We start from the raw sequence: 17,822 nt of genomic DNA, 5'->3' as shown, positions 1-17,822 counted from the left end.
CCCGCAGTTTAAATCGGTAGCCGGCTATTCGATAGCCTCGTAAGGAAGGCCGACGTAGTTTTCCGCGATGGTCTTGCGGCCCGCCTCGGAGTCGACAAAGTACTCCAGCTCCGCTTCGCTGATGCGCTGGTTGAACGCATCGTCATCGAAGCGGTGCAGCATCGAGGTCATCCACCAGGAAAATCGTTCGGCTTTCCAGACCCGTCGCAGGCAGATTTCGGAATAGCGTTCCAGCAGATCCACGCGGCCGTCGCGATAGACCTTGAGCAAGATGTTGAACAATGTGCTGACGTCGCTGGCGGCCAGGTTCAGCCCCTTGGCGCCGGTCGGCGGGACGATGTGGGCGGCGTCGCCCACCAGGAACATCCGTGCGTATTGCATCGGTTCGACAACGAAGCTGCGCAGCGGCGCGATGCTTTTTTCGATGGAGGGGCCGGTCACCAGCGCTTCGGCCAGGTCGGCGGGCAAGCGGTTTTTCAATTCGGCCCAGAAACGCTCATCCGGCCAGTCGGTCACTTGTTCGGCGGCGGGCACTTGCAGGTAATAACGGGTGCGAGTCCGCGAGCGCATGCTGCACAGGGCAAAGCCCCGCTCGTGGCGAGCGTACACAAGTTCTTCATGGACGGGCGGGGTGTCGGCGAGAATGCCGAGCCAACCGAACGGGTAGACGCGTTCGAAGATCTTGAGTTTTTCCGCCGGGATCGATTGCCGCGCCACGCCATGGAAACCGTCGCAGCCGGCGACGTAATCGCAGTCCAGGCGCCAGGTTTCGCCGGCGTGTTCGAAGGTCACGAAGGGGTGATCGGTTGTGAGGTCGTGGGGCTGGGCATTGTCGACCTGATACAGCGTCCGCGCGCCTGATGCCTCGCGCGCCGCCATCAAGTCGCGGGTGACTTCGGTCTGGCCGTAGACCATGACGTTCTGCCCGCCGGTCAGGCCCTTGAGATCAATGTGCACGCGGCGGCCGTTGAGGACCAGTTCAAAGCCATCATGGGGCAGGCCCTCGGCGTCCATGCGCTGGCCGACTCCGGCCTGGCGCAGCAGTTGCACCATGCCCTGCTCGAGTACACCGGCGCGGATGCGGCTGAGCACGTAGTCGGGCGTCTGGCGTTCGAGGATCACGGTGTCGATCCCGGCGTTGTGCAATAACTGGCCGAGCAGCAGCCCAGAGGGGCCGGCGCCGATAATGGCGACTTGGGTCTTGAGGGTTTTCATTGTTGTTATGACTCGCAAGAGGCACGCGACCAGGGTCGACGTTTATTTTTAGTAATCCTGGCGTGCATTTTTCGCTTGCGGACCTGTCAATTGAAGGGGAAAACTGCGCTGAAACCTGTACTTTCTGCCAATCGGTGCGATTACCGCCCGTAACCCGAGGCCGATCCTCGTTATGAAGAAAACTGAGCTGCCTTCGATCCCGGTGTTCAAGCTCTATGGCGAAAGCCAGGATTGGCCCACGCCGGACCTGCTGCACTGCGAAACCATTTCCAGCCGCAGTAGCGAGCACCAATGGGAAATCAAACCCCATCGGCATGCCGACCTGTGCCAGTTGCTGTTTGTCTTCAAGGGCGAGGCAGAGCTGGAGATTGAAGGCCAGCGCACCCGGCTTGACGAGCCGGCGGTGCAGATCCTGCCGCCGCTGTCGGTCCATGGTTTTCGGTTTTCCGAGGATGTGCAGGGCTATGTCGTGACCCTGGCGGCGCCGCTGGTCACGCACCTGCAAGGGCAGTTGGGCCATTCGGTCAACATCCTGGCCCAGGCCGAAGCCTACCCGGCAGGGGAAAATGCCGATTACCTCAACAGTTTGTTCAGTGCCTTGCAGGCCGAGTACGTCGGCCATCAACCGGCCCGGGAAATGCTCATGCATGCATTGGTCAGCGTGATCATGGTCTGGGTCAGTCGCCAAGTGATGAGCCGGCGCACCTCGACCCAGCGCCCGCAACGAGCCCGGGAATACCTCAACGGGTATATCCAGCTGGTGGAAGAAACCTATCGCCAGCACGTCAAGGTCGAAGACTTGGCCCATCGGCTGGGCATCTCGGTGTCCCACCTCAACGGCACCTGTCGCGAACTGGCGGGGCAACCGGCGTTGCAGATCATGCATGAGCGGCAGTTGCTGGAAGCCAAGCGGCTGCTGACGTATACCGGCATGACGATCTTCGAGATTTCCGAGATGCTCGGTTTTTCCGACCCGACCAACTTCACCCGGCTGTTTCGCCGGCGAGTCGGCATTTCGCCAAAGGCCTTCCGCGACCGGCTCAAGACCGATCAGCGGGACGACTGAGGCCGCTTCAGCGCAGAGCGTTCAGGGATGCGTTGTGCGGTATGCAGCGTTCGAAGTTGCAACTGGCGTAGTCTCGGGGCAACTGCCTGGCCTGCTCGACCCGATAAGCCGCGGTGCCATACAGCGCGAGCGTGGCGGTGCAGGTCAGGAAAATGGCGAGGCGTCTTCTTGTTTTGATGTTCATGGCGATGACCTCTGAACGAATACCCGGGGGTACTGTTTTCAGCATAGGTCAGCTATGGCGGGTTGCCACTGAGGTGGGTCTCGTATGTAGCTCGATATTCAGAACAATGATGGCGGCCAGGTGCAGGGATTGATTGTGGCGAGAAAGCAAGCTCCCTCGCCACCGATGCTTTTCATGCCCGAAAGGGTGTGTCAGGGATTACTCCAAATGCTCAGGCTTCATCGGGTCTCCCGGCTTGACGTCCAGTTGCTGGCGCACGTCTTCGAACATCTCATCGTAGTACTTGTGCATCGAGCCAATGCTGGCGGCCTTGGGCAAACCGTATTGCTGGGCGATGCGGGTGGCATGGCGAGCAAAGTCGAAGGCTTGGTCCTTGGCCAGGAAAAACGTCTCGTCCACGTTCTTGTCTTCCACCGTGCCATGCAGGCGAAATGACATGCCCTTTCCCTCCTTGGGATCCTGTGCAATCTCGTAGTCGATGCACAGGTTATAGCTGAAGTCATCCTTGTTCAGCGCATGGCGCTCCATGTGCAGGTGTCCGGGTTGGAACGTGGCCATCAGCGTCTCTCCTTTGAATGCATGGAGAACGGCAGACACCGCGCCTGCCGTATAAGTTTTCCCGTTACCGATAAACAATTCCTGGCGTCGCCGTGCTGATACGCGTGCCCGCCGTGCCCTGGACGATAGCATCGATGTCTGAAAGCGACCCGATCACCGCGACCTTGCCGGTATTGCGGGCAAATTCGCAGGCGGCTTGCACCTTCGGCCCCATGGAGCCGGCGGCGAAACCGAGCCGTTCCAAGTCGTCGGGGTGGGCCTGGGCGATGGCTTTCTGGGTCGGCTTGCCGAAGTCGATGAACGCCGCGTTGACGTCGGTGGCGATGACCAGCAGATCGCTTTCCAGTTGTTCGGCCAGCAGCGCCGAGCACAGGTCCTTGTCGATCACCGCTTCCACGCCTTGCAAGTTGCCGTGGGCGTCATACATCGTCGGGATGCCGCCACCACCGGCGCAGATCACGATGCTGCCTTTTTCCAGCAGCCATTTGATCGGACGGATCTCGAAGATGCGCTTGGGCCTGGGGCTGGCGACCACGCGCCGGAACTTGTCGCCGTCCGGGGCGATGGCCCAGCCTTTTTCGGCGGCCAGTCTTTGCGCTTCTTCCTGGCTGTAGACCGGGCCGATGGGCTTGCTAGGGTTCTGGAACGCCGGGTCGTTGGCGTCCACTTCAACCTGGGTCAGCAGCGTGGCGAAGGGCACTTCGAAGTCCAGAAGGTTGCCCAGTTCCTGTTCGATGATGTAGCCGATCATGCCTTCGGTCTCGGCGCCGAGCACGTCCAGGGGGTACGGCGTGACCGAGGTGTAGGCCGCCGCCTGCAACGACAGCAGGCCGACCTGCGGACCGTTGCCGTGGGCAATGACGAGTTCATTGCCGGGGTGGATCTTGGCGATCTGTTCGGCGGCGGTGCGGATGTTGCTGCGTTGATTGTCTGCGGTCATGGGTTCACCCCGACGCAGGAGGGCGTTACCGCCCAAGGCAACGACGATACGCATGGTGTTGTCCTTTCAGGTTAGGTGTTGATCGTTCCCATGCGGAGCGTGGGAACGATCACGCTTCAAGCGCCTAGATATCCGCCAATGCCGCCACCAGGATCGCCTTGATGGTGTGCATGCGGTTTTCCGCCTGTTCGAACGCGATGTTGGCCGGGGATTCGAACACTTCTTCGGTCACTTCCACGCCGTTGGCCAGGTTCGGGTAGCGCGCGGCGATGTCCTTGCCGACCTTGGTTTCGCTGTTATGGAACGCCGGCAGGCAGTGCATGAATTTCACCCGGGGGTTGCCCGAGGCCTTCATCATTTGCGCGTTGACCTGGTAGGGCAGCAATTGCTCGATGCGCTCGTCCCAGGCTTCCACCGGTTCGCCCATGGACACCCAGATATCGGTGTGGATGAAGTCCACGCCCTTGACGGCTTCCCGCGGGTCTTCGGTGATGGTGATCCGTGCACCGCTTTCGGCGGCGAAGGCCTGGCATTGGTCGATGAAATCCTGGTGCGGCCACAGCGCTTTCGGCGCGCCGATGCGCACGTCCATGCCGAGCTTGGCGCCGATCATCAGCAGCGAATTGCCCATGTTGTAACGCGCATCGCCCAGGTACGCGTAGCTGATGTCATGCAGCGGCTTGTCGCTGTGCTCGCGCATGGTCAGGGTGTCGGCAATCATTTGGGTGGGGTGGAATTCGGCGGTCAGGCCGTTGAACACCGGTACCCCGGCGTACTTGGCCAGCTCTTCGACGATCTCCTGTTCGAAGCCCCGGTATTCGATGGCGTCGAACATCCGCCCCAGGACCCGGGCGGTGTCCTTCATGCTTTCCTTGTGGCCGATCTGCGACGACACCGGGTCGATGTAGGTGACGTGCGCGCCCTGGTCATGGGCCGCGACTTCGAAGGCGCAGCGGGTGCGGGTCGAGGTCTTTTCGAAAATCAACGCGATGTTCTTGCCCTTGAGGTGCGGCTGCTCGGTGCCGGTGTACTTGGCACGCTTGAGGTCGCGGGACAGGTCCAGCAAAAAGTGCAGCTCGCGGTTGGTGTGATGCATCAAGCTCAGCAGGCTGCGGTTGCGCATGTTGAAAGCCATGGTGGATCTCCTTGGGTGTCGGTTATCCCCTGGGCCATTCTCGATAAAAACGGCCCAGGCTCGAAGGTCAGTAATCGATCGGGTCGCGGATGATCGGGCAGGTCATGCAATGGCCACCGCCCCGGCCCCGGCCCAGTTCGCTGGCGCTGATGGTGATGACTTCCACGCCGGCCTTGCGCAGCAGAGTATTGGTGTAGGTATTGCGGTCGTAGCCGATCACCACGCCTGGCTCCAGGGCGACCACGTTGTTGCCGTCGTCCCATTGCTCGCGTTCGGCGGCGAAGCTGTTGCCGCCGGTTTCCACTACCCGCAACGCTGGCAGCTTGAGGGCGGCGGCCACGGTGTCGATAAAACTGCCTTCCTCGCGGCGCACATCGATGCCACCGGGTTTGCTCTCGTCCGGACGCAGGGAAAACGCCACGATTTGGCTGACGACTTCCGGGAAAACCGTGACCAGGTCGCGGTCGCAGAAGCTGAACACGGTGTCCAGGTGCATGGCCGCGCGGGATTTCGGCAGGCCGGCGACAATCACGCGCTCCACGGCTTTGTGCTTGAACAGGTTCAGCGCCAACTGGCCGATGGCTTGGCGGGACGAGCGCTCGCCCATGCCGATCAACACCACGCCGTTACCGATCGGCATCACGTCGCCGCCTTCGAGCGTGGCATTGCCGTGATCGTGGTCCGGGTCGCCGTACCAGATCTGGAAATCGGCCTGGGTGAACTCGGGGTGGAATTTGTAGATGGCGCTGGCCAGCAGGGTTTCCTGGCGGCGCGCCGGCCAGTACATCGGGTTCAGCGTCACACCGCCATAGATCCAGCAGGTGGTGTCGCGGGTGAACTGGGTATTGGGCAGTGGCGGCAGGATGAAGCTGGAGTGCCCGAGGAAGTCGCGGAACATCTGGATAGTCTTGCCGCCGAAGCTGTCCGGCAGGTCATCGGCCGAGACGCCGCCGATCAGGAATTCAGCGATATGGCGCGGCTCCAGGCTGCGCAGCCAGGCGCCGACTTCATGCACCAGGCCCAGGCCCACCGAGTTGGCGGTGATCTTGCGCTGCAGGATCCAGTCCAGCGCTTCGGGGATGGCGACGATGTCAGTCAGCAGGTTGTGCATCTCCAGGACGTCGATCCCGCGTTCGCGCATCTTGGTGACGAAATCGAAATGGTCGCGCTTGGCCTGGTTGACCCAGATCACATCGTCGAACAGCAACTCGTCGCAGTTGTTCGGGGTCAGCCGCTGGTGGGCCAGGCCTGGGGAACAGACCATGACTTTGCGCAATTTTCCAGCTTCGGAGTGGACGCCGTACTTCACTTTTTCCGTGGTCATTACCGTAATCCTCCAGATAAATGCATCAGCGTTACAGGGTCAGGAAGCCGTCGTAGAGGCCGTAAGCCGCCACCAGGGCTCCGATGATCACAGCAGCAAAAATCAATTTTTCGATCGAGGTGAAAACCGGTTTGCCCAACTCGCGCTTGGCCTTGGCGAACAGAATCACGCCGGGGGCATAGAGCAGGGCAGAGAGCAGCAGGTACTTGACGCCGCCGGCATAGATCAGCCAAACCGCATAGATCAGGGCGATGGCACCGATGAACAGGTCCTTGCGCCGCTCGGCCGCGAAGCCTTCGTAGGTCTCGCCGCGCACCGCCAGCAACACTGCGTAGGCCGCCGACCACAGGTAAGGCACCAGGATCATCGAGGTAGCGAGGTAGATCAGCGACAGGTAGGTACTGGCGGAAAACAGCGTGATGACCAGGAACAGCTGAACCATCGCATTGGTCAGCCACAGGGCGTTGGCCGGCACGTGGTTGGCGTTCTCGCGGCGCAGGAACTCGGGCATGGTGTGGTCCTTGGCGGCGGCGAACATGATTTCGGCGCATAGCAGCACCCAGGACAGCAGGGCGCCGAGCAGCGAAATGATCAGGCCGACGCTGATCAGCACCGCGCCCCAATGCCCGACGACATGCTCCAGCACGGCGGCCATGGACGGGTTCTGCAACTTCGCCAATTCAGGCTGGGTCATGATGCCCAGGGACAGCACATTGACCAGCACCAGGAACAACAGCACGGTGATGAAACCGATGACGGTGGCCTTGCCGACGTCGGTGCGTTTCTCGGCGCGGGCGGAAAAAATACTCGCGCCCTCGATGCCGATGAACACCCACACGGTGACCAGCATCATGTTGCGCACCTGGTTCATCACGCTGCCCAGGTCCGGATTTTTCAGGCCCCAGATGTCAGCGGTGAAAATCTCCAGCTTGAAGGCAAATACCGCGATCAGCACGAACAGCAGCAGCGGCACGACCTTGGCGACGGTGGTCACCAGGTTGATGAACGCGGCTTCCTTGATGCCACGCAGCACCAGGAAATGCACCGCCCACAGCAGCACCGAGGCGCCGATCACCGCGGCGACGGTATTGCCCTCACCAAAAATCGGGAAAAAGTAGCCCAGGGTGCTGAACAGCAACACGAAGTAACCGACGTTACCCAGCCAGGCGCTGATCCAGTAGCCCCAGGCCGATGAGAAGCCCATGTAGTCGCCGAACCCGGCCTTGGCGTAGGCATACACCCCGCCATCCAGATCGGGTTTGCGGTTGGCCAGGGTCTGGAATACGAACGCCAGGGTGAGCATGCCGACGGCGGTGATGGCCCAGCCGATCAACACCGCGCCGACATCGGCACTGGCGGCCATGTTTTGTGGCAGGGAGAAAATTCCCCCGCCGATCATCGAACCCACTACCAGCGCGACCAGCGCACCCAATCGAAGTTTTCCGGGGGTATCAGACATTTGCGAGACTCCAATGCAGGAGAAGAGAGTCAACAGACTAAGTCGATTTGAAAGTTGAATTGCTGATCTGGATCAGTGCATGACAACATTCCATTGTTAATGAACAACTTAAGGCGTCCATTGGCGTGTATAAATGCTTGAAAGGCCCATTCCAGAGGCTTTCGGTCAGGTCGTTGGACGATTGCTTTTTCGTAGGATATTCACGCTAGTTGATTTCCACCGAGTCGCAACTATTTTGTAGATGGCTGTCTTGCAACGCTATTGAGGGCCAATGGCTGATAAATAAGACAACGGACTTTGAAACGCGCGCGTTATTCAAAATGGCTATTGGGCTTTTATTTAATTATTAAATAGCGAGGGGAAATGTCGCCACCGATTGAAAAGTTGCCGCTGGGCGCATTGATCGCACTGGTGGTGGGGTCGATGATCGGTGGTGGAATTTTTTCCCTGCCGCAAAACGTCTCGGCTCGGGCCAATGTCGGTGCGGTGTTGATCGGCTGGGCCATCACCGCCGTCGGCATGCTCACCCTGGCGTTCGTATTCCAGACCCTGGCCAATCGCAAACCGGCGTTGGACTCGGGCGTGTATGCCTACGCCAAGGCAGGGTTCGGTGACTATATGGGTTTCTCATCCGCCTGGGGCTACTGGATCAGCGCCTGGATGGGCAATGTCGGTTACTTCGTGCTGCTGTTCAGCACCTTGGGCTATTTCTTCCCGGTGTTTGGCCAGGGCAACACGCCGGTGGCCATCGGCTGTGCATCGTTGCTGCTATGGGCCGTGCATTTCCTGGTGTTGCGGGGCATCAAGGAGGCGGCGCTCATCAACCTGGTGACCACCGTGGCCAAGGTTGTACCGCTGTTGATGTTCATCGTCCTGGCCGCCGTGGCCTTCAAGGCCGAGGTGTTCACCCGCGATATCTGGGGCGCGATGAGTCCGGAACTGGGCAGCGTGATGGACCAGGTGCGGCACATGATGCTGGTCACGGTGTTCGTGTTCATCGGTATCGAAGGCGCCAGCGTGTATTCGGCGCGGGCGCAGAAACGTGCGGACGTAGGGCGGGCGACGGTGATTGGTTTCCTTGGCGTACTGGCGTTGCTGGTGCTGGTGAATGTGTTGTCCCTGGGGGTCATGAGCCAGCCGGAACTGGCGCAATTGCAGAACCCGTCCCTGGCTGGCGTGCTCGAGCACATTGTCGGGCCTTGGGGCGCTTTGCTGATCAGCCTGGGCCTGGCGGTGTCCCTGCTGGGGGCGCTGCTGTCCTGGGCATTGTTGTGCGCCGAAATCCTCTACGCCACCGCCCGGGACAAGACCATGCCTGCATTCCTGACCAGGGAAAATGCCAACCATGCGCCGGTCAACGCGCTGTGGTTGACCAATGGCATGATCCAGCTGTTCTTGCTGATCACCCTGTTTTCCGCCGGTACCTACACCAGCCTGATCTACCTCGCTTCATCAATGATCCTCGTGCCATACCTGTGGTCGGCGGCCTATGCGGTGCTGCTGTGCGTGCGAGGGGAAACCTACGAACGGGCCTCGGCCCAGCGTATGAAAGACCTGTGCATCGGTGGCGTTGCGTTGTGCTACGCGGTGTGGCTGTTGTACGCCGGCGGGGTGAAATACCTGCTGCTGTCGGCGTTGTTGTACGCGCCGGGGGTGATCCTGTTTGCCCAGGCCAAGCGGGAACAGGAACAGCCCTTGTTCACCGCTGTGGAAAAAGGCGTTTTTACCTGCGTGGTGTTTGGGGCAGGCGTGGCTGCGTATGGGTTGTACAGTGGTTTTTTGGCGTTGTGAGGTTCACCACCGGGCCCGATGTGCCCCCAGTTCCGCCGCCGGCAAGGTCCATTGCAGCGGTGTCCCGGTGATTTTCACGGGCACCTGCAGCCGGTGGGCTGGTCCCCATGGCGTCTGTTCGATCACCAGGCCCTGATCATCTTCGGCCTCGGCTCGCAATGGGCTTGAGTCCCCTGCGCCACGCTCGACCAACAGCTTTGCCGTGCGCGCCAGCGACAAGCGTGCCGAGCCGCCGTGGCCGCTTTCGAGACGGCGGGACAGTAGCACCAAGGCGCTGGCCGCCAGCAAATAGCCGGTGCCATGGTCCAGCGCTTGTACCGGCAGCGGTGTCGGTTTGTCGGTGTGTTTCCAAGCCATGCCGGCTTCGGCAATGCCACTGCTCATTTGCACCAGGCTGTCGAAGCCGCGTCGGTTCTGCCACGGGCCGCTCCAGCCGTAGGCGTTGAGGCTGACGTCGATCAGGCCCGGGGCCAGTTTCCGGCACTGTTCGGCGCCGTAGCCCAGGCGCTCCAGGGCGTCGGCACGGTAGCCGTGCAGGAGAATGTCGGTGTCCTTGAGCAGGGCCTCGAACGTCGCGCGATCCTCGGCTCGATGCAGGTCGAGGCGGGCGCAGCGTTTGCCCAGGGTGACTTCCGGGACCACGCCGGGCTCGTTCCAGGTCGGCGGGTCGATGCGCAGCACGTCGGCACCGAGGCCGGCAAGGAAGCGGCTGGCGACGGGGCCGGCCAATACGCGGGTCAGGTCCAGGACCTTGAGTCCCGCCAGTGGCTGGGTCACCGAGCCGAGCCAGGGTTTGTGCTGTTCTGCAATAGTTTCATTCAGATGCACCAGCGGCTCGGCGTTCACCGCCATGCCTTGAGGGTGGGTTTGCCAGGCCTGCCACGAACGCATCTGCGCGGCGCAACCGTCGGCGTCGACCACGGCCTGCTCCAGCTCGGCCTTGTTCCAGCGGGCCACCCTGGCCGCCATGTCGGCGCGGTCGGTGCAGGTGCCGAGGACTTTTTCCGCCGCCAGGCGATGATGCGGCGCGTTGGTGTGCAGGCGAATCCAGCCGTCGGCGCAGGCATAGTCGCCGGCCACCGGATCCCACATCGGCGGCACGTGCCAGCCGATGGGGCGTAGGGAGGTGGCGAACCAGAACGACGCCAGCCGTCGGTTGACTTCGACGGGTGGCAGGCGGCCGGTTTGCTGGTGGATGAGCGCGGCGGTGGCTTGGCCGGCTGCGGCGATGCTGACACTGGCCAATTCCGTGACGGCGAATGCGGAGGGCAGGGCGCCTTCGCCGCTGAAAGTGATCGGGGTCGTGGGTAAGCCGAGCGCGGTTTGCACGGACGTGAGCAGATCTGACATCGAAAGCCCTCCAGTACGAGAGGGCGATCATAGTTCAAAAATCCGATGGGGGCCGCTTTGCGGCCCAGCGGGGGCAAGCTCCCTCGCCACGAGAGCCCTGTGCCTGTTCCGGGCGCGACCAGATCCACAGGTTGCCAAGGCCCATGCCGGCGAGCGCCAGGTAGACCGGCCAGCGGTGGTCGAGTATCACCAGCATCAACCCGGCACACAGCAGCATGCTGGTGGTGGCACCGACCTTGGCCCGGCGCGCGATGACCTTGCCGTTGTGCCAGTTGTGCAGCATCGGCCCGAACAGCCGATGGTTTTCCAGCCAGGCGCTCAGGCGTGGCGAACTGCGGGTCGCGGCCCAGGCGGCCAGGAGGATGAACTCGGTGGTCGGCAAGCCGGGCACGACGATGGCGACCAGGCCGATGGCCAGGCTGGTGTAGGCGAGCAGGGCGAAGAGCAGTTGGGTGAATTTCGCGGGGAGGTTCATCGGCGTTTTTCAGTCATGCACCATCCCTGTGGGAATCAGGCCGGTTCGGCCGCATAGGCCTGTTCCAGCAGTACGGTAAACCGGTTGAAGGCATCCAGCGCGCCTTTGTCCGCCTCGGCTTCCTGCTGTTCGGTGAAGGCCAGGCCATCCAGGGTGCGGGTGAAGGTTTTCCAGCCTTCGGCACGCCCGCCGGCAGGTTCGGCCAGGTGTCGGGCGCCGAAGGTTTCGCTCAGGCCCAGGCCCACGGCACGCTTGATCAGGAACGCAGCGCCAAGCTTGGAACCCTCGGAAACGAACAGCCAGCCCAGGGCTTCGGCCTGGGTCGGATTGTTCACCGCACCGGCCACCGGCGCGGGAACTTCGGTGTCCAGGTCGGCGAGATCCGCCTTCGCTGCGTCGGCACGGCAGCGGGCTGGCAGGTCAGGAATCAAGGCGGACAGTTCGGCGTCGTTGTACAGCGCCACCAGTTCCGACTGGAACAGGTACTGGGCGACGACGAAGCGGGCGAAGCTGGTTGGGGTATCGAACGGGGCGTGGGCCTTGACCAGCGCGTCGAGCTTGCTGTGGGGCTCGTGGGTGATCTGGTTCAGGCGTTGGGAACGGGAAACGAGACGTTGGGTGGTCATGAAAAAATCCTTCGAGTTGGAACATCGTGGCGAGGGAGCTTGCTCCCTCGCCACAGGGCATTTGGCTTGTCGACAGTAATCCTGTTCAGATATCCCAGATCAGGTTCACCGCGAAGTTGCGCCCAGGCGCGGTCAGGCGATCGAGGTTGGCCGGGCTCAGCACCGCCGCTTCGCCGACGCTGTCGTAGCCGCGCACGTCGTCCCACAGCCAGTACTTCTTGTCGGTGAGGTTGTAGAGGCCGCCGCTGACGGTGACGTCGTCGGTGACCTTGTAGTACCCGCTCAGGTCGAGGATGCCGAAGCCCGGCGTCTTGAACTGGCTGCTGACGCCATCAGGGGAGTTGAAGTTGCTGTCGTCGACACGGTTTTTCTTCTTCACCAGGGTCCAACTGAGCAAAGTGCCGAACTGTTCCTGGTCGTAGCCCAGGCCGAACACGCCGGTCAGCGGATTGATGCTGTTGAGCGGTTCGCCGGTGTCGTCGTTGCGGCCATAGAGGTAGGCCAACGAGCCTTGGGTGTAGAGCCCCCGTGGCGCGCCCAGCACGTCCAGGTCCAGGCGCCCCTTGGCTTCGATGCCCTTGATGGTCGCGTGCTTGATGTTGTTGCTCTGGAAGGTCAACTGGTTTGCACCCGGGGTGATGGCGTCTTCGTTGATGAAGTCGCGGTACTTGTTGTAGAACACCGCCACGTCGAACGAGCCGGAGTCGAAACGGCCGCGCAGGCCGGTTTCGTAGCTCTTGCTTTTTTCCGGTTCCAGGTCGGGATTGGGTTCCACGCTGTAACCCGCGCCTGGGTTGTCGAAACGACCATACAAAGCCTTGGCCGTCGGTGTGCGGAAGCCCTCGGCGTATTGGCCGTACCACGTGTACTGGTCGGTCAGTGCATAAGTCAGGCCGAACTTGGGCGAGACGCGATGCCAGGTCTTGTTTTCATCGCTGACGTCACCGCCGGCGGTAGGGTCTACGGTGCTGAGGAATTCCTCGGTCAGGTGCGGCTTGAGCCGGGTGTAGTCGTAGCGCAGGCCGGGCGTGAAGGTCCATTTGTCCCAACTGATCTGGTCTTGGGCGAACAGGCTGTAGGTGCTGATGGTCGGGTCGGGAAAGTCGCTGGCTTTTGCCAGCACGTCCCGCGTGCTGATGGCGCCAACGGTGGGGCAGCCCACGCCAACCGCCAGGCACACGCCGTTGCCGCTGCGTGAGCCGGTGACTTTCTGTTGCTTGAGCGTGGTGCCGTAGGCCAGCGCATGATCGGTGTCGGCAATGCTGAATGACTTGTCCAGCTGCGCGTCGAACACCCACTGCTTTTCTTCATAAAGCGTTTCCCGTGTGCGCAGTACTCGACGAGTGATCGGGAAGTAGAACTCGGCGGTGCTCTGGTCGGTCTTGGCGATCTGGTGGTTCAGGCTCCACTTGATGTTGTCGGCCAGCAAGCTGTCGAGGGCGAAGCTGTGCTCCAGACCGAAACGTTCACGGGTGATGGTGTCGTTGCCGGTGCGCCACTGGTACATGCCGCCGGGCAGGATGGAGGCGGGAATGGCCGGTTGGCCGTTGGCGTAGGGACCGCCGTAGGCGCTTTTCAGGTCGGTGTCGCGATCATCCTTGTACTTCTCGTACACCAGGCTCAGGCGTGCGTCATCGCTGTAGTCCCAGCCGAGTTTGACCAGCACGTTGTTGGCGCGCACGTCTTCCGGGTTGGCCGCGGTGCGGTCCAGGCCGATGCCATTGTTGCTGCCGTAGGATTCGGTTTCATGGCCGTCGCGCTGGCTGTAATGCAGCAGGCCGTCGAATGGCCCGTTGCGACCGGCGACCGTGGCGGACTTGAGCCAGCTCTCATCGGCGGAGCTGTAGCCAGTCTTCAGGCGTGCACCGACGTCCTGGCCGGGCTTGATGATGTCATCCGCATCGAGCGTGAAATAACTGACGACGCCACCAATGGCATTGCTGCCGTACAGCACCGAGGCCGGGCCACGGAGGATTTCCACGCGCTTGATGATTTCCGGGTCGACATAGTTGCGCTGGGTCTTGGCATAGGGGCCATTGAAGAAACCGCCGGGCACTTCCACCCCATCGATCTGGGTCAGTATCCGGTTGCCGTCGATGCCGCGGATGTTGTAGCCGCTGATGCCGCCGCGCTGGCCCGCGCCGCCCACCGAGACGCCAGGCTCGTAGCGCACCAGGTCCTTGATGGTGTTGACGTTATTGCGATCGAGTTCCTGGCGATCGTGGACGGAAACGGTGCTCGGTACGCGGGTGATGTCCTGTTCCTGGCGGGTGGCGCTGATGGTCACCTGTTGCAAATCCAGCACGTTGCCGGCGCTGCGTTTTTCCAGAACGATGTTGTTGCTGCTCAGTTTGCGGTAGCTCAAGTCGGTCCCCACCAACAGGCGCTCCAGGGCTTTTTCCGGCGACAGCGAGCCGTTCACACCCGGCGAGGCGATGCCTTCGGCCAGTTCAGCCGGCAAGCCTACCTGCCAGCCCGTCACCGTCGTGAATGCGTTGAGCGCGGAGACCAGGGGCTGTCGGGGGATGTTGAAGGTGTAGTCGCCCATGTTGTGGGCGGGCGGTTGCCCTGCGGCGAGGGCCGCCGGCACTGCACCGGCCATCAGGATGGCGGCGGTCAGCAATGACAGCGCGCAGCAAGGTGCGAGGAACCGGCAAGTAAGGCGAGAGGACATCGATAGCGCTCCGTGTCGCATCTGTTATAGGTGCAGATCGGCATCGTGAAGATGCGAATCAATTGCATTGGCTATAACGAGACGAACCAGTGAGGGCTATCGAGTAAAAATAATTCTCATTTAGTTCAAAATCACCAACGCCGGGAATTCCTGCAGCCGCGCGGAGGTGATGTGGGCCAGGGAACGGACCACATCCAGCGGCTGGTCGAGGCGGTAGTTGCCCGTCACCGCGACGTTGGCCAGCCGTTCGTTGGTGTTGATGATCCAGCCAGGGTAGTAGCGTCGCAACTCTGCCAGGACCTGGCTCAGCGGCCGGTTTTCGAACACCAGCCGACCTTGGACCCAAGCCAGTTCCGTTCCGGCATCGAGCCGCGCCGGACGGTCGAAGCCGTTGGGGCCGATGCGGATGCTTTCTCCCGCCGACAGCCGTACGTGGGTGTCATACCGGGTGGCCCGCAGGTCGATGTCGCCGCGCTGCACCTGGACCTGCGCGACGCCGTCCACGTAGCGCACGGCAAATGAGGTGTCACTGACGCTGGCGGTGACCGGACCGGCGTCCAGTTCCAGCGGCAGGTGACGGTTGGCCGGCACCTCGAAGAATGCTTCGCCCTTGTAGAGTCGGGCCACTTGCCGATGTTCGTCGAACGAACTGGAGAAAGCCGAATCGGTGTTGAGCAGGACCTTGGAGCCGTCTTCCAATTGCAGTCGCTGGCGCTCACCGACCACGGTCAGGTGGTCGGCCTGGAAACGCAGCGGCAAGTCGCTGAAATTGAACAGGCCCAGCACCAGCACGGCAGCGGTGGCCAGGGGTTTCCAATGGGCGCGCAGGCGCGACAGCGCGGTGACGTTTGGCCGATCCCGCAGTTGCCGGGCGCTTTCGATAATCTGCGGGCCATTCCAGATCGCCTGCGCCCTGGCGAACGCTTCGCCATGGCGTGGATCGGCCGCCAGCCAGGCCTGGAAGTGTCGGCGTTGATCCTCGCTGGGGCTTTCGAGCAGGATCAACCAGTCCAGCGCCTGGTCCATGGCGTGGGCGGTGTCCTGTGCCCCGGCGGCTTCAGGTGGGCGATGATTGTCCGTCACGGTGGATTCTCATTATTGGCGGCAGGCACACGCTACAAGCCGCAAGCGGTAACTGGCAAGCCTGCATCCGGCATTCGGCTTGTCGTCATGGGTTGCGTTCGGCCACGGCCACGCAAATGGCCATGATCAGTTTCAGTTCTTTTTGCACGGTGCTCAGGGACACGTCCAATCGTTGCGCGATGTCTTGGTAACTGTGGCCATGCAGCCGACTGAGAATGAAGACCTGCCGTTGGCGCGGGCTGAGGGATTGCAGGCTGACATTGAGGCGTTCGAGCATTCGTTCGGCATGGGCGGCGTCTTCGGCGCTGCTCTGGGGAGCGATCACGTTGTTCACGACGTCCTGCGGCACGTCGTCGACCAGGGTTCGCGACTGGATTCGCCGCGCGCGCAAATGGTCCAGCGCCAGGTTGCGGGCGGTCTGGAAGACAAAGGGTTCGAGATGATCGACAGTGCGCTCGCTCAGGGCGCGGGTGACGCGCAGGTAGGTTTCCTGCAGCAGGTCCTCGGCGGTGCTCGGGTTGTTGACCATCCGTTCGAGGGTGCGCAGCAGCGGGGTACGCTGGGCGAGAAAGACGTGGTGAAAACGCGATTGACTCACGATAGGGCCCGATCCGGTTCGAGCAGATGATAATGCTTATCATATGCGTGACGGGTCAAGCCTTCATTTCGTACCGCAGAACCACTGTTGGAGCGAGCCTGTTCGCGAAAGCGTCAGTTCAGTCAGCAGAGAGTCGACTGGGATACCGCCTTCGCGAGCAGGCACGCTTCCACAGGGAAAGCCATTACTGCCGTATCGGTTACTCCGCGTTACACAACGCCAGGCAGTTATCCAGCATGCGGTTGGAGAAGCCCCATTCGTTGTCGTACCAGGCCAGTACCTTGAGCAGCTTGCCACTGGCCTTGGTGTGGTTGGCGTCGAAGATCGACGACAGCGGGTTGTGGTTGAAATCGCTGGAGACCAACGGCAGGGTGTTGTAGCCGAGGATCTTGGAGTGCTGGCTGGCCTGCTTGAGCAGCGCGTTGACTTCATCGGCCGACGCTTCGCGCTTGAGCTGCACGGTCAGGTCCACCAGGGACACATTGATCACCGGGACGCGCACGGCCATGCCGGTCAGCTTGCCCGCCAGTTCCGGCAGCACCAGGCCCACGGCTTCGGCGGCGCCGGTCTTGCTCGGGATCATGTTCTGGGTGGCCGAGCGGGCACGGTACGGGTCGCTGTGGTAGACGTCCGTCAGGTTCTGGTCGTTGGTGTAGGCATGGATGGTGGTCATCAGGCCGCTTTCGATGCCCAGCTCGCGGTGCAGCACCTGGGCCACCGGGGCCAGGCAGTTGGTGGTGCACGACGCATTGGAGATGATCTGGTGGGACTGGCGCAGGATGTCATGGTTGACGCCATACACGACGGTGGCGTCGGCGCCCTTGGCCGGGGCCGAGATGATCACCTTGCGGGCGCCTGCGCTGATATGCGCGGCAGCCTTGGCACGGTCGGTGAACAGGCCGGTGCATTCGAACACTACGTCGATCTTCTCGGCGGCCCAAGGCAGTTCGGCCGGGTTGCGGATGGCGCTGACCGAGATGCGGTCGCCGTTGACCGTCAGGCTTTCGTGATCGTGCTGGACGTCGGCATCGAAAGTGCCATGCACGGTGTCGAACTTGAGCAGATGGGCATTGATCGCACTGTCGCCCAGGTCGTTGATGGCGACGATCTGCAAGTCGCGACGATAGCCTTGGGTATACAGTGCACGAAGGACGTTGCGGCCGATGCGGCCAAAACCATTGATTGCGATTCGAAGAGTCATTAACTGCGCCGCCGTCGATTTGTTGTTGGAATTACAAGATTATTCGCATAAAAATAGAAAACAAGCCTTTTTAGTGGCAATATTTTGTTTTATCTACAACGAGTGACCTGTATCAACTGGTCCGATTGGTCAAAAACCGTTTG

The 17,822-nt window shown here is 61.6% G+C and carries 16 protein-coding genes; 2 read left to right on the top strand and 14 right to left on the bottom strand.

Translation table 11 applies throughout. The features are described from left to right. Positions 1-24: 24 nt before the first annotated feature. A complete protein-coding gene (gene pobA, locus VQ575_RS20325) occupies positions 25-1,215 on the bottom strand; it encodes a 4-hydroxybenzoate 3-monooxygenase (RefSeq protein WP_198725118.1) in 1,191 nt (396 codons plus the stop codon). 172 nt (positions 1,216-1,387) lie between these two features. Between pobA and VQ575_RS20320 the strand changes: the two genes are divergently transcribed. After that, a complete protein-coding gene (locus VQ575_RS20320; RefSeq protein ID WP_039593761.1) occupies positions 1,388-2,281 on the top strand; it encodes a helix-turn-helix domain-containing protein in 894 nt (297 codons plus the stop codon). Between the two features lie 7 nt (positions 2,282-2,288). Here the strand turns inward: VQ575_RS20320 and VQ575_RS20315 are convergent, their stop codons facing one another. The 6 genes from VQ575_RS20315 to arcD (VQ575_RS20290) form a co-directional block, all read right to left on the bottom strand. Then, entirely contained in the window at positions 2,289-2,465 is a 177-nt protein-coding gene (locus tag VQ575_RS20315) for a hypothetical protein (protein WP_196304748.1), read from the bottom strand. Positions 2,466-2,663: 198 nt separating this feature from the next. Then, complete coding sequence (locus VQ575_RS20310; RefSeq protein WP_325918302.1) at positions 2,664-3,023, bottom strand: DUF5064 family protein; 360 nt, start codon at positions 3,021-3,023, stop codon at positions 2,664-2,666. A 64-nt stretch (positions 3,024-3,087) separates the two neighbouring features. Then, positions 3,088-4,017 (bottom strand): carbamate kinase, encoded by a 930-nt coding sequence (gene arcC / locus VQ575_RS20305; protein ID WP_039593763.1) that lies wholly within the window; start codon positions 4,015-4,017, stop codon positions 3,088-3,090. A gap of 70 nt (positions 4,018-4,087) precedes the next feature. After that, positions 4,088-5,098, bottom strand: a complete 1,011-nt coding sequence (locus VQ575_RS20300) for an ornithine carbamoyltransferase (RefSeq protein ID WP_039593764.1) — start codon at positions 5,096-5,098, stop codon at positions 4,088-4,090. A 67-nt stretch (positions 5,099-5,165) separates the two neighbouring features. After that, entirely contained in the window at positions 5,166-6,422 is a 1,257-nt protein-coding gene (gene arcA, locus VQ575_RS20295; RefSeq protein WP_039593765.1) for an arginine deiminase, read from the bottom strand. Positions 6,423-6,453: 31 nt separating this feature from the next. Further along, positions 6,454-7,881 carry an arginine-ornithine antiporter gene (gene arcD, locus VQ575_RS20290; protein WP_039593766.1) on the bottom strand — a complete coding sequence of 476 codons (1,428 nt, stop codon included), beginning with the start codon at positions 7,879-7,881 and terminating at the stop codon, positions 6,454-6,456. Between the two features lie 363 nt (positions 7,882-8,244). On the opposite strand from arcD (VQ575_RS20290), the gene arcD (VQ575_RS20285) reads away from it, so the two are divergent. Further along, the gene (arcD, locus tag VQ575_RS20285) at positions 8,245-9,672 is read left to right on the top strand and encodes an arginine-ornithine antiporter (protein ID WP_198725116.1); all 1,428 of its coding nucleotides are present in this window, start codon (positions 8,245-8,247) and stop codon (positions 9,670-9,672) included. A gap of 3 nt (positions 9,673-9,675) precedes the next feature. Here the strand turns inward: arcD (VQ575_RS20285) and VQ575_RS20280 are convergent, their stop codons facing one another. The 7 genes from VQ575_RS20280 to gap form a co-directional block, all read right to left on the bottom strand. Beyond that, a complete protein-coding gene (locus tag VQ575_RS20280; RefSeq protein ID WP_325918300.1) occupies positions 9,676-11,022 on the bottom strand; it encodes a CoA transferase in 1,347 nt (448 codons plus the stop codon). A 34-nt stretch (positions 11,023-11,056) separates the two neighbouring features. Further along, positions 11,057-11,497 carry a YbaN family protein gene (locus tag VQ575_RS20275; protein WP_325918298.1) on the bottom strand — a complete coding sequence of 147 codons (441 nt, stop codon included), beginning with the start codon at positions 11,495-11,497 and terminating at the stop codon, positions 11,057-11,059. Positions 11,498-11,532: 35 nt separating this feature from the next. Then, positions 11,533-12,123, bottom strand: coding sequence for a biliverdin-producing heme oxygenase (locus tag VQ575_RS20270; RefSeq protein ID WP_325918296.1), 591 nt, complete (start codon positions 12,121-12,123; stop codon positions 11,533-11,535). Between the two features lie 85 nt (positions 12,124-12,208). After that, positions 12,209-14,797: a TonB-dependent receptor gene (locus VQ575_RS20265; RefSeq protein WP_325918294.1), complete on the bottom strand. Its 2,589-nt coding sequence runs from the start codon at positions 14,795-14,797 to the stop codon at positions 12,209-12,211. A 120-nt stretch (positions 14,798-14,917) separates the two neighbouring features. Beyond that, on the bottom strand, positions 14,918-15,880 hold the full coding sequence (locus VQ575_RS20260) for a FecR family protein (RefSeq protein WP_045155259.1): 963 nt from the start codon (positions 15,878-15,880) through the stop codon (positions 14,918-14,920). Between the two features lie 85 nt (positions 15,881-15,965). After that, positions 15,966-16,478: an RNA polymerase sigma factor gene (locus VQ575_RS20255; protein ID WP_039593773.1), complete on the bottom strand. Its 513-nt coding sequence runs from the start codon at positions 16,476-16,478 to the stop codon at positions 15,966-15,968. 199 nt (positions 16,479-16,677) lie between these two features. After that, entirely contained in the window at positions 16,678-17,679 is a 1,002-nt protein-coding gene (gap, locus tag VQ575_RS20250; RefSeq protein WP_039593774.1) for a type I glyceraldehyde-3-phosphate dehydrogenase, read from the bottom strand. Between the last annotated feature and the right edge of the window lie 143 nt (positions 17,680-17,822).

It is taken from the genome of Pseudomonas frederiksbergensis, from assembly GCF_035751725.1.
GTDB classification, from domain to species: Bacteria; Pseudomonadota; Gammaproteobacteria; order Pseudomonadales; family Pseudomonadaceae; genus Aquipseudomonas; species Aquipseudomonas frederiksbergensis_A.
This window is presented reverse-complemented; position numbering and strand designations above follow the sequence as displayed.

Excerpts from the sequence above, each read along its gene's own strand:
- pobA (WP_198725118.1), bottom strand. The coding sequence starts at position 1,215 with ATGAAAACCCTCAAGACCCAAGTCGCCATTATCGGCGCCGGCCCCTCT.
- VQ575_RS20320 (WP_039593761.1), top strand. The coding sequence starts at position 1,388 with ATGAAGAAAACTGAGCTGCCTTCGATCCCGGTGTTCAAGCTCTATGGC.
- VQ575_RS20315 (WP_196304748.1), bottom strand. The coding sequence starts at position 2,465 with ATGAACATCAAAACAAGAAGACGCCTCGCCATTTTCCTGACCTGCACC.
- VQ575_RS20310 (WP_325918302.1), bottom strand. The coding sequence starts at position 3,023 with ATGGCCACGTTCCAACCCGGACACCTGCACATGGAGCGCCATGCGCTG.
- arcC (WP_039593763.1), bottom strand. The coding sequence starts at position 4,017 with ATGCGTATCGTCGTTGCCTTGGGCGGTAACGCCCTCCTGCGTCGGGGT.
- VQ575_RS20300 (WP_039593764.1), bottom strand. The coding sequence starts at position 5,098 with ATGGCTTTCAACATGCGCAACCGCAGCCTGCTGAGCTTGATGCATCAC.
- arcA (WP_039593765.1), bottom strand. The coding sequence starts at position 6,422 with ATGACCACGGAAAAAGTGAAGTACGGCGTCCACTCCGAAGCTGGAAAA.
- arcD (WP_039593766.1), bottom strand. The coding sequence starts at position 7,881 with ATGTCTGATACCCCCGGAAAACTTCGATTGGGTGCGCTGGTCGCGCTG.
- arcD (WP_198725116.1), top strand. The coding sequence starts at position 8,245 with ATGTCGCCACCGATTGAAAAGTTGCCGCTGGGCGCATTGATCGCACTG.
- VQ575_RS20280 (WP_325918300.1), bottom strand. The coding sequence starts at position 11,022 with ATGTCAGATCTGCTCACGTCCGTGCAAACCGCGCTCGGCTTACCCACG.
- VQ575_RS20275 (WP_325918298.1), bottom strand. The coding sequence starts at position 11,497 with ATGAACCTCCCCGCGAAATTCACCCAACTGCTCTTCGCCCTGCTCGCC.
- VQ575_RS20270 (WP_325918296.1), bottom strand. The coding sequence starts at position 12,123 with ATGACCACCCAACGTCTCGTTTCCCGTTCCCAACGCCTGAACCAGATC.
- VQ575_RS20265 (WP_325918294.1), bottom strand. The coding sequence starts at position 14,797 with ATGTCCTCTCGCCTTACTTGCCGGTTCCTCGCACCTTGCTGCGCGCTG.
- gap (WP_039593774.1), bottom strand. The coding sequence starts at position 17,679 with ATGACTCTTCGAATCGCAATCAATGGTTTTGGCCGCATCGGCCGCAAC.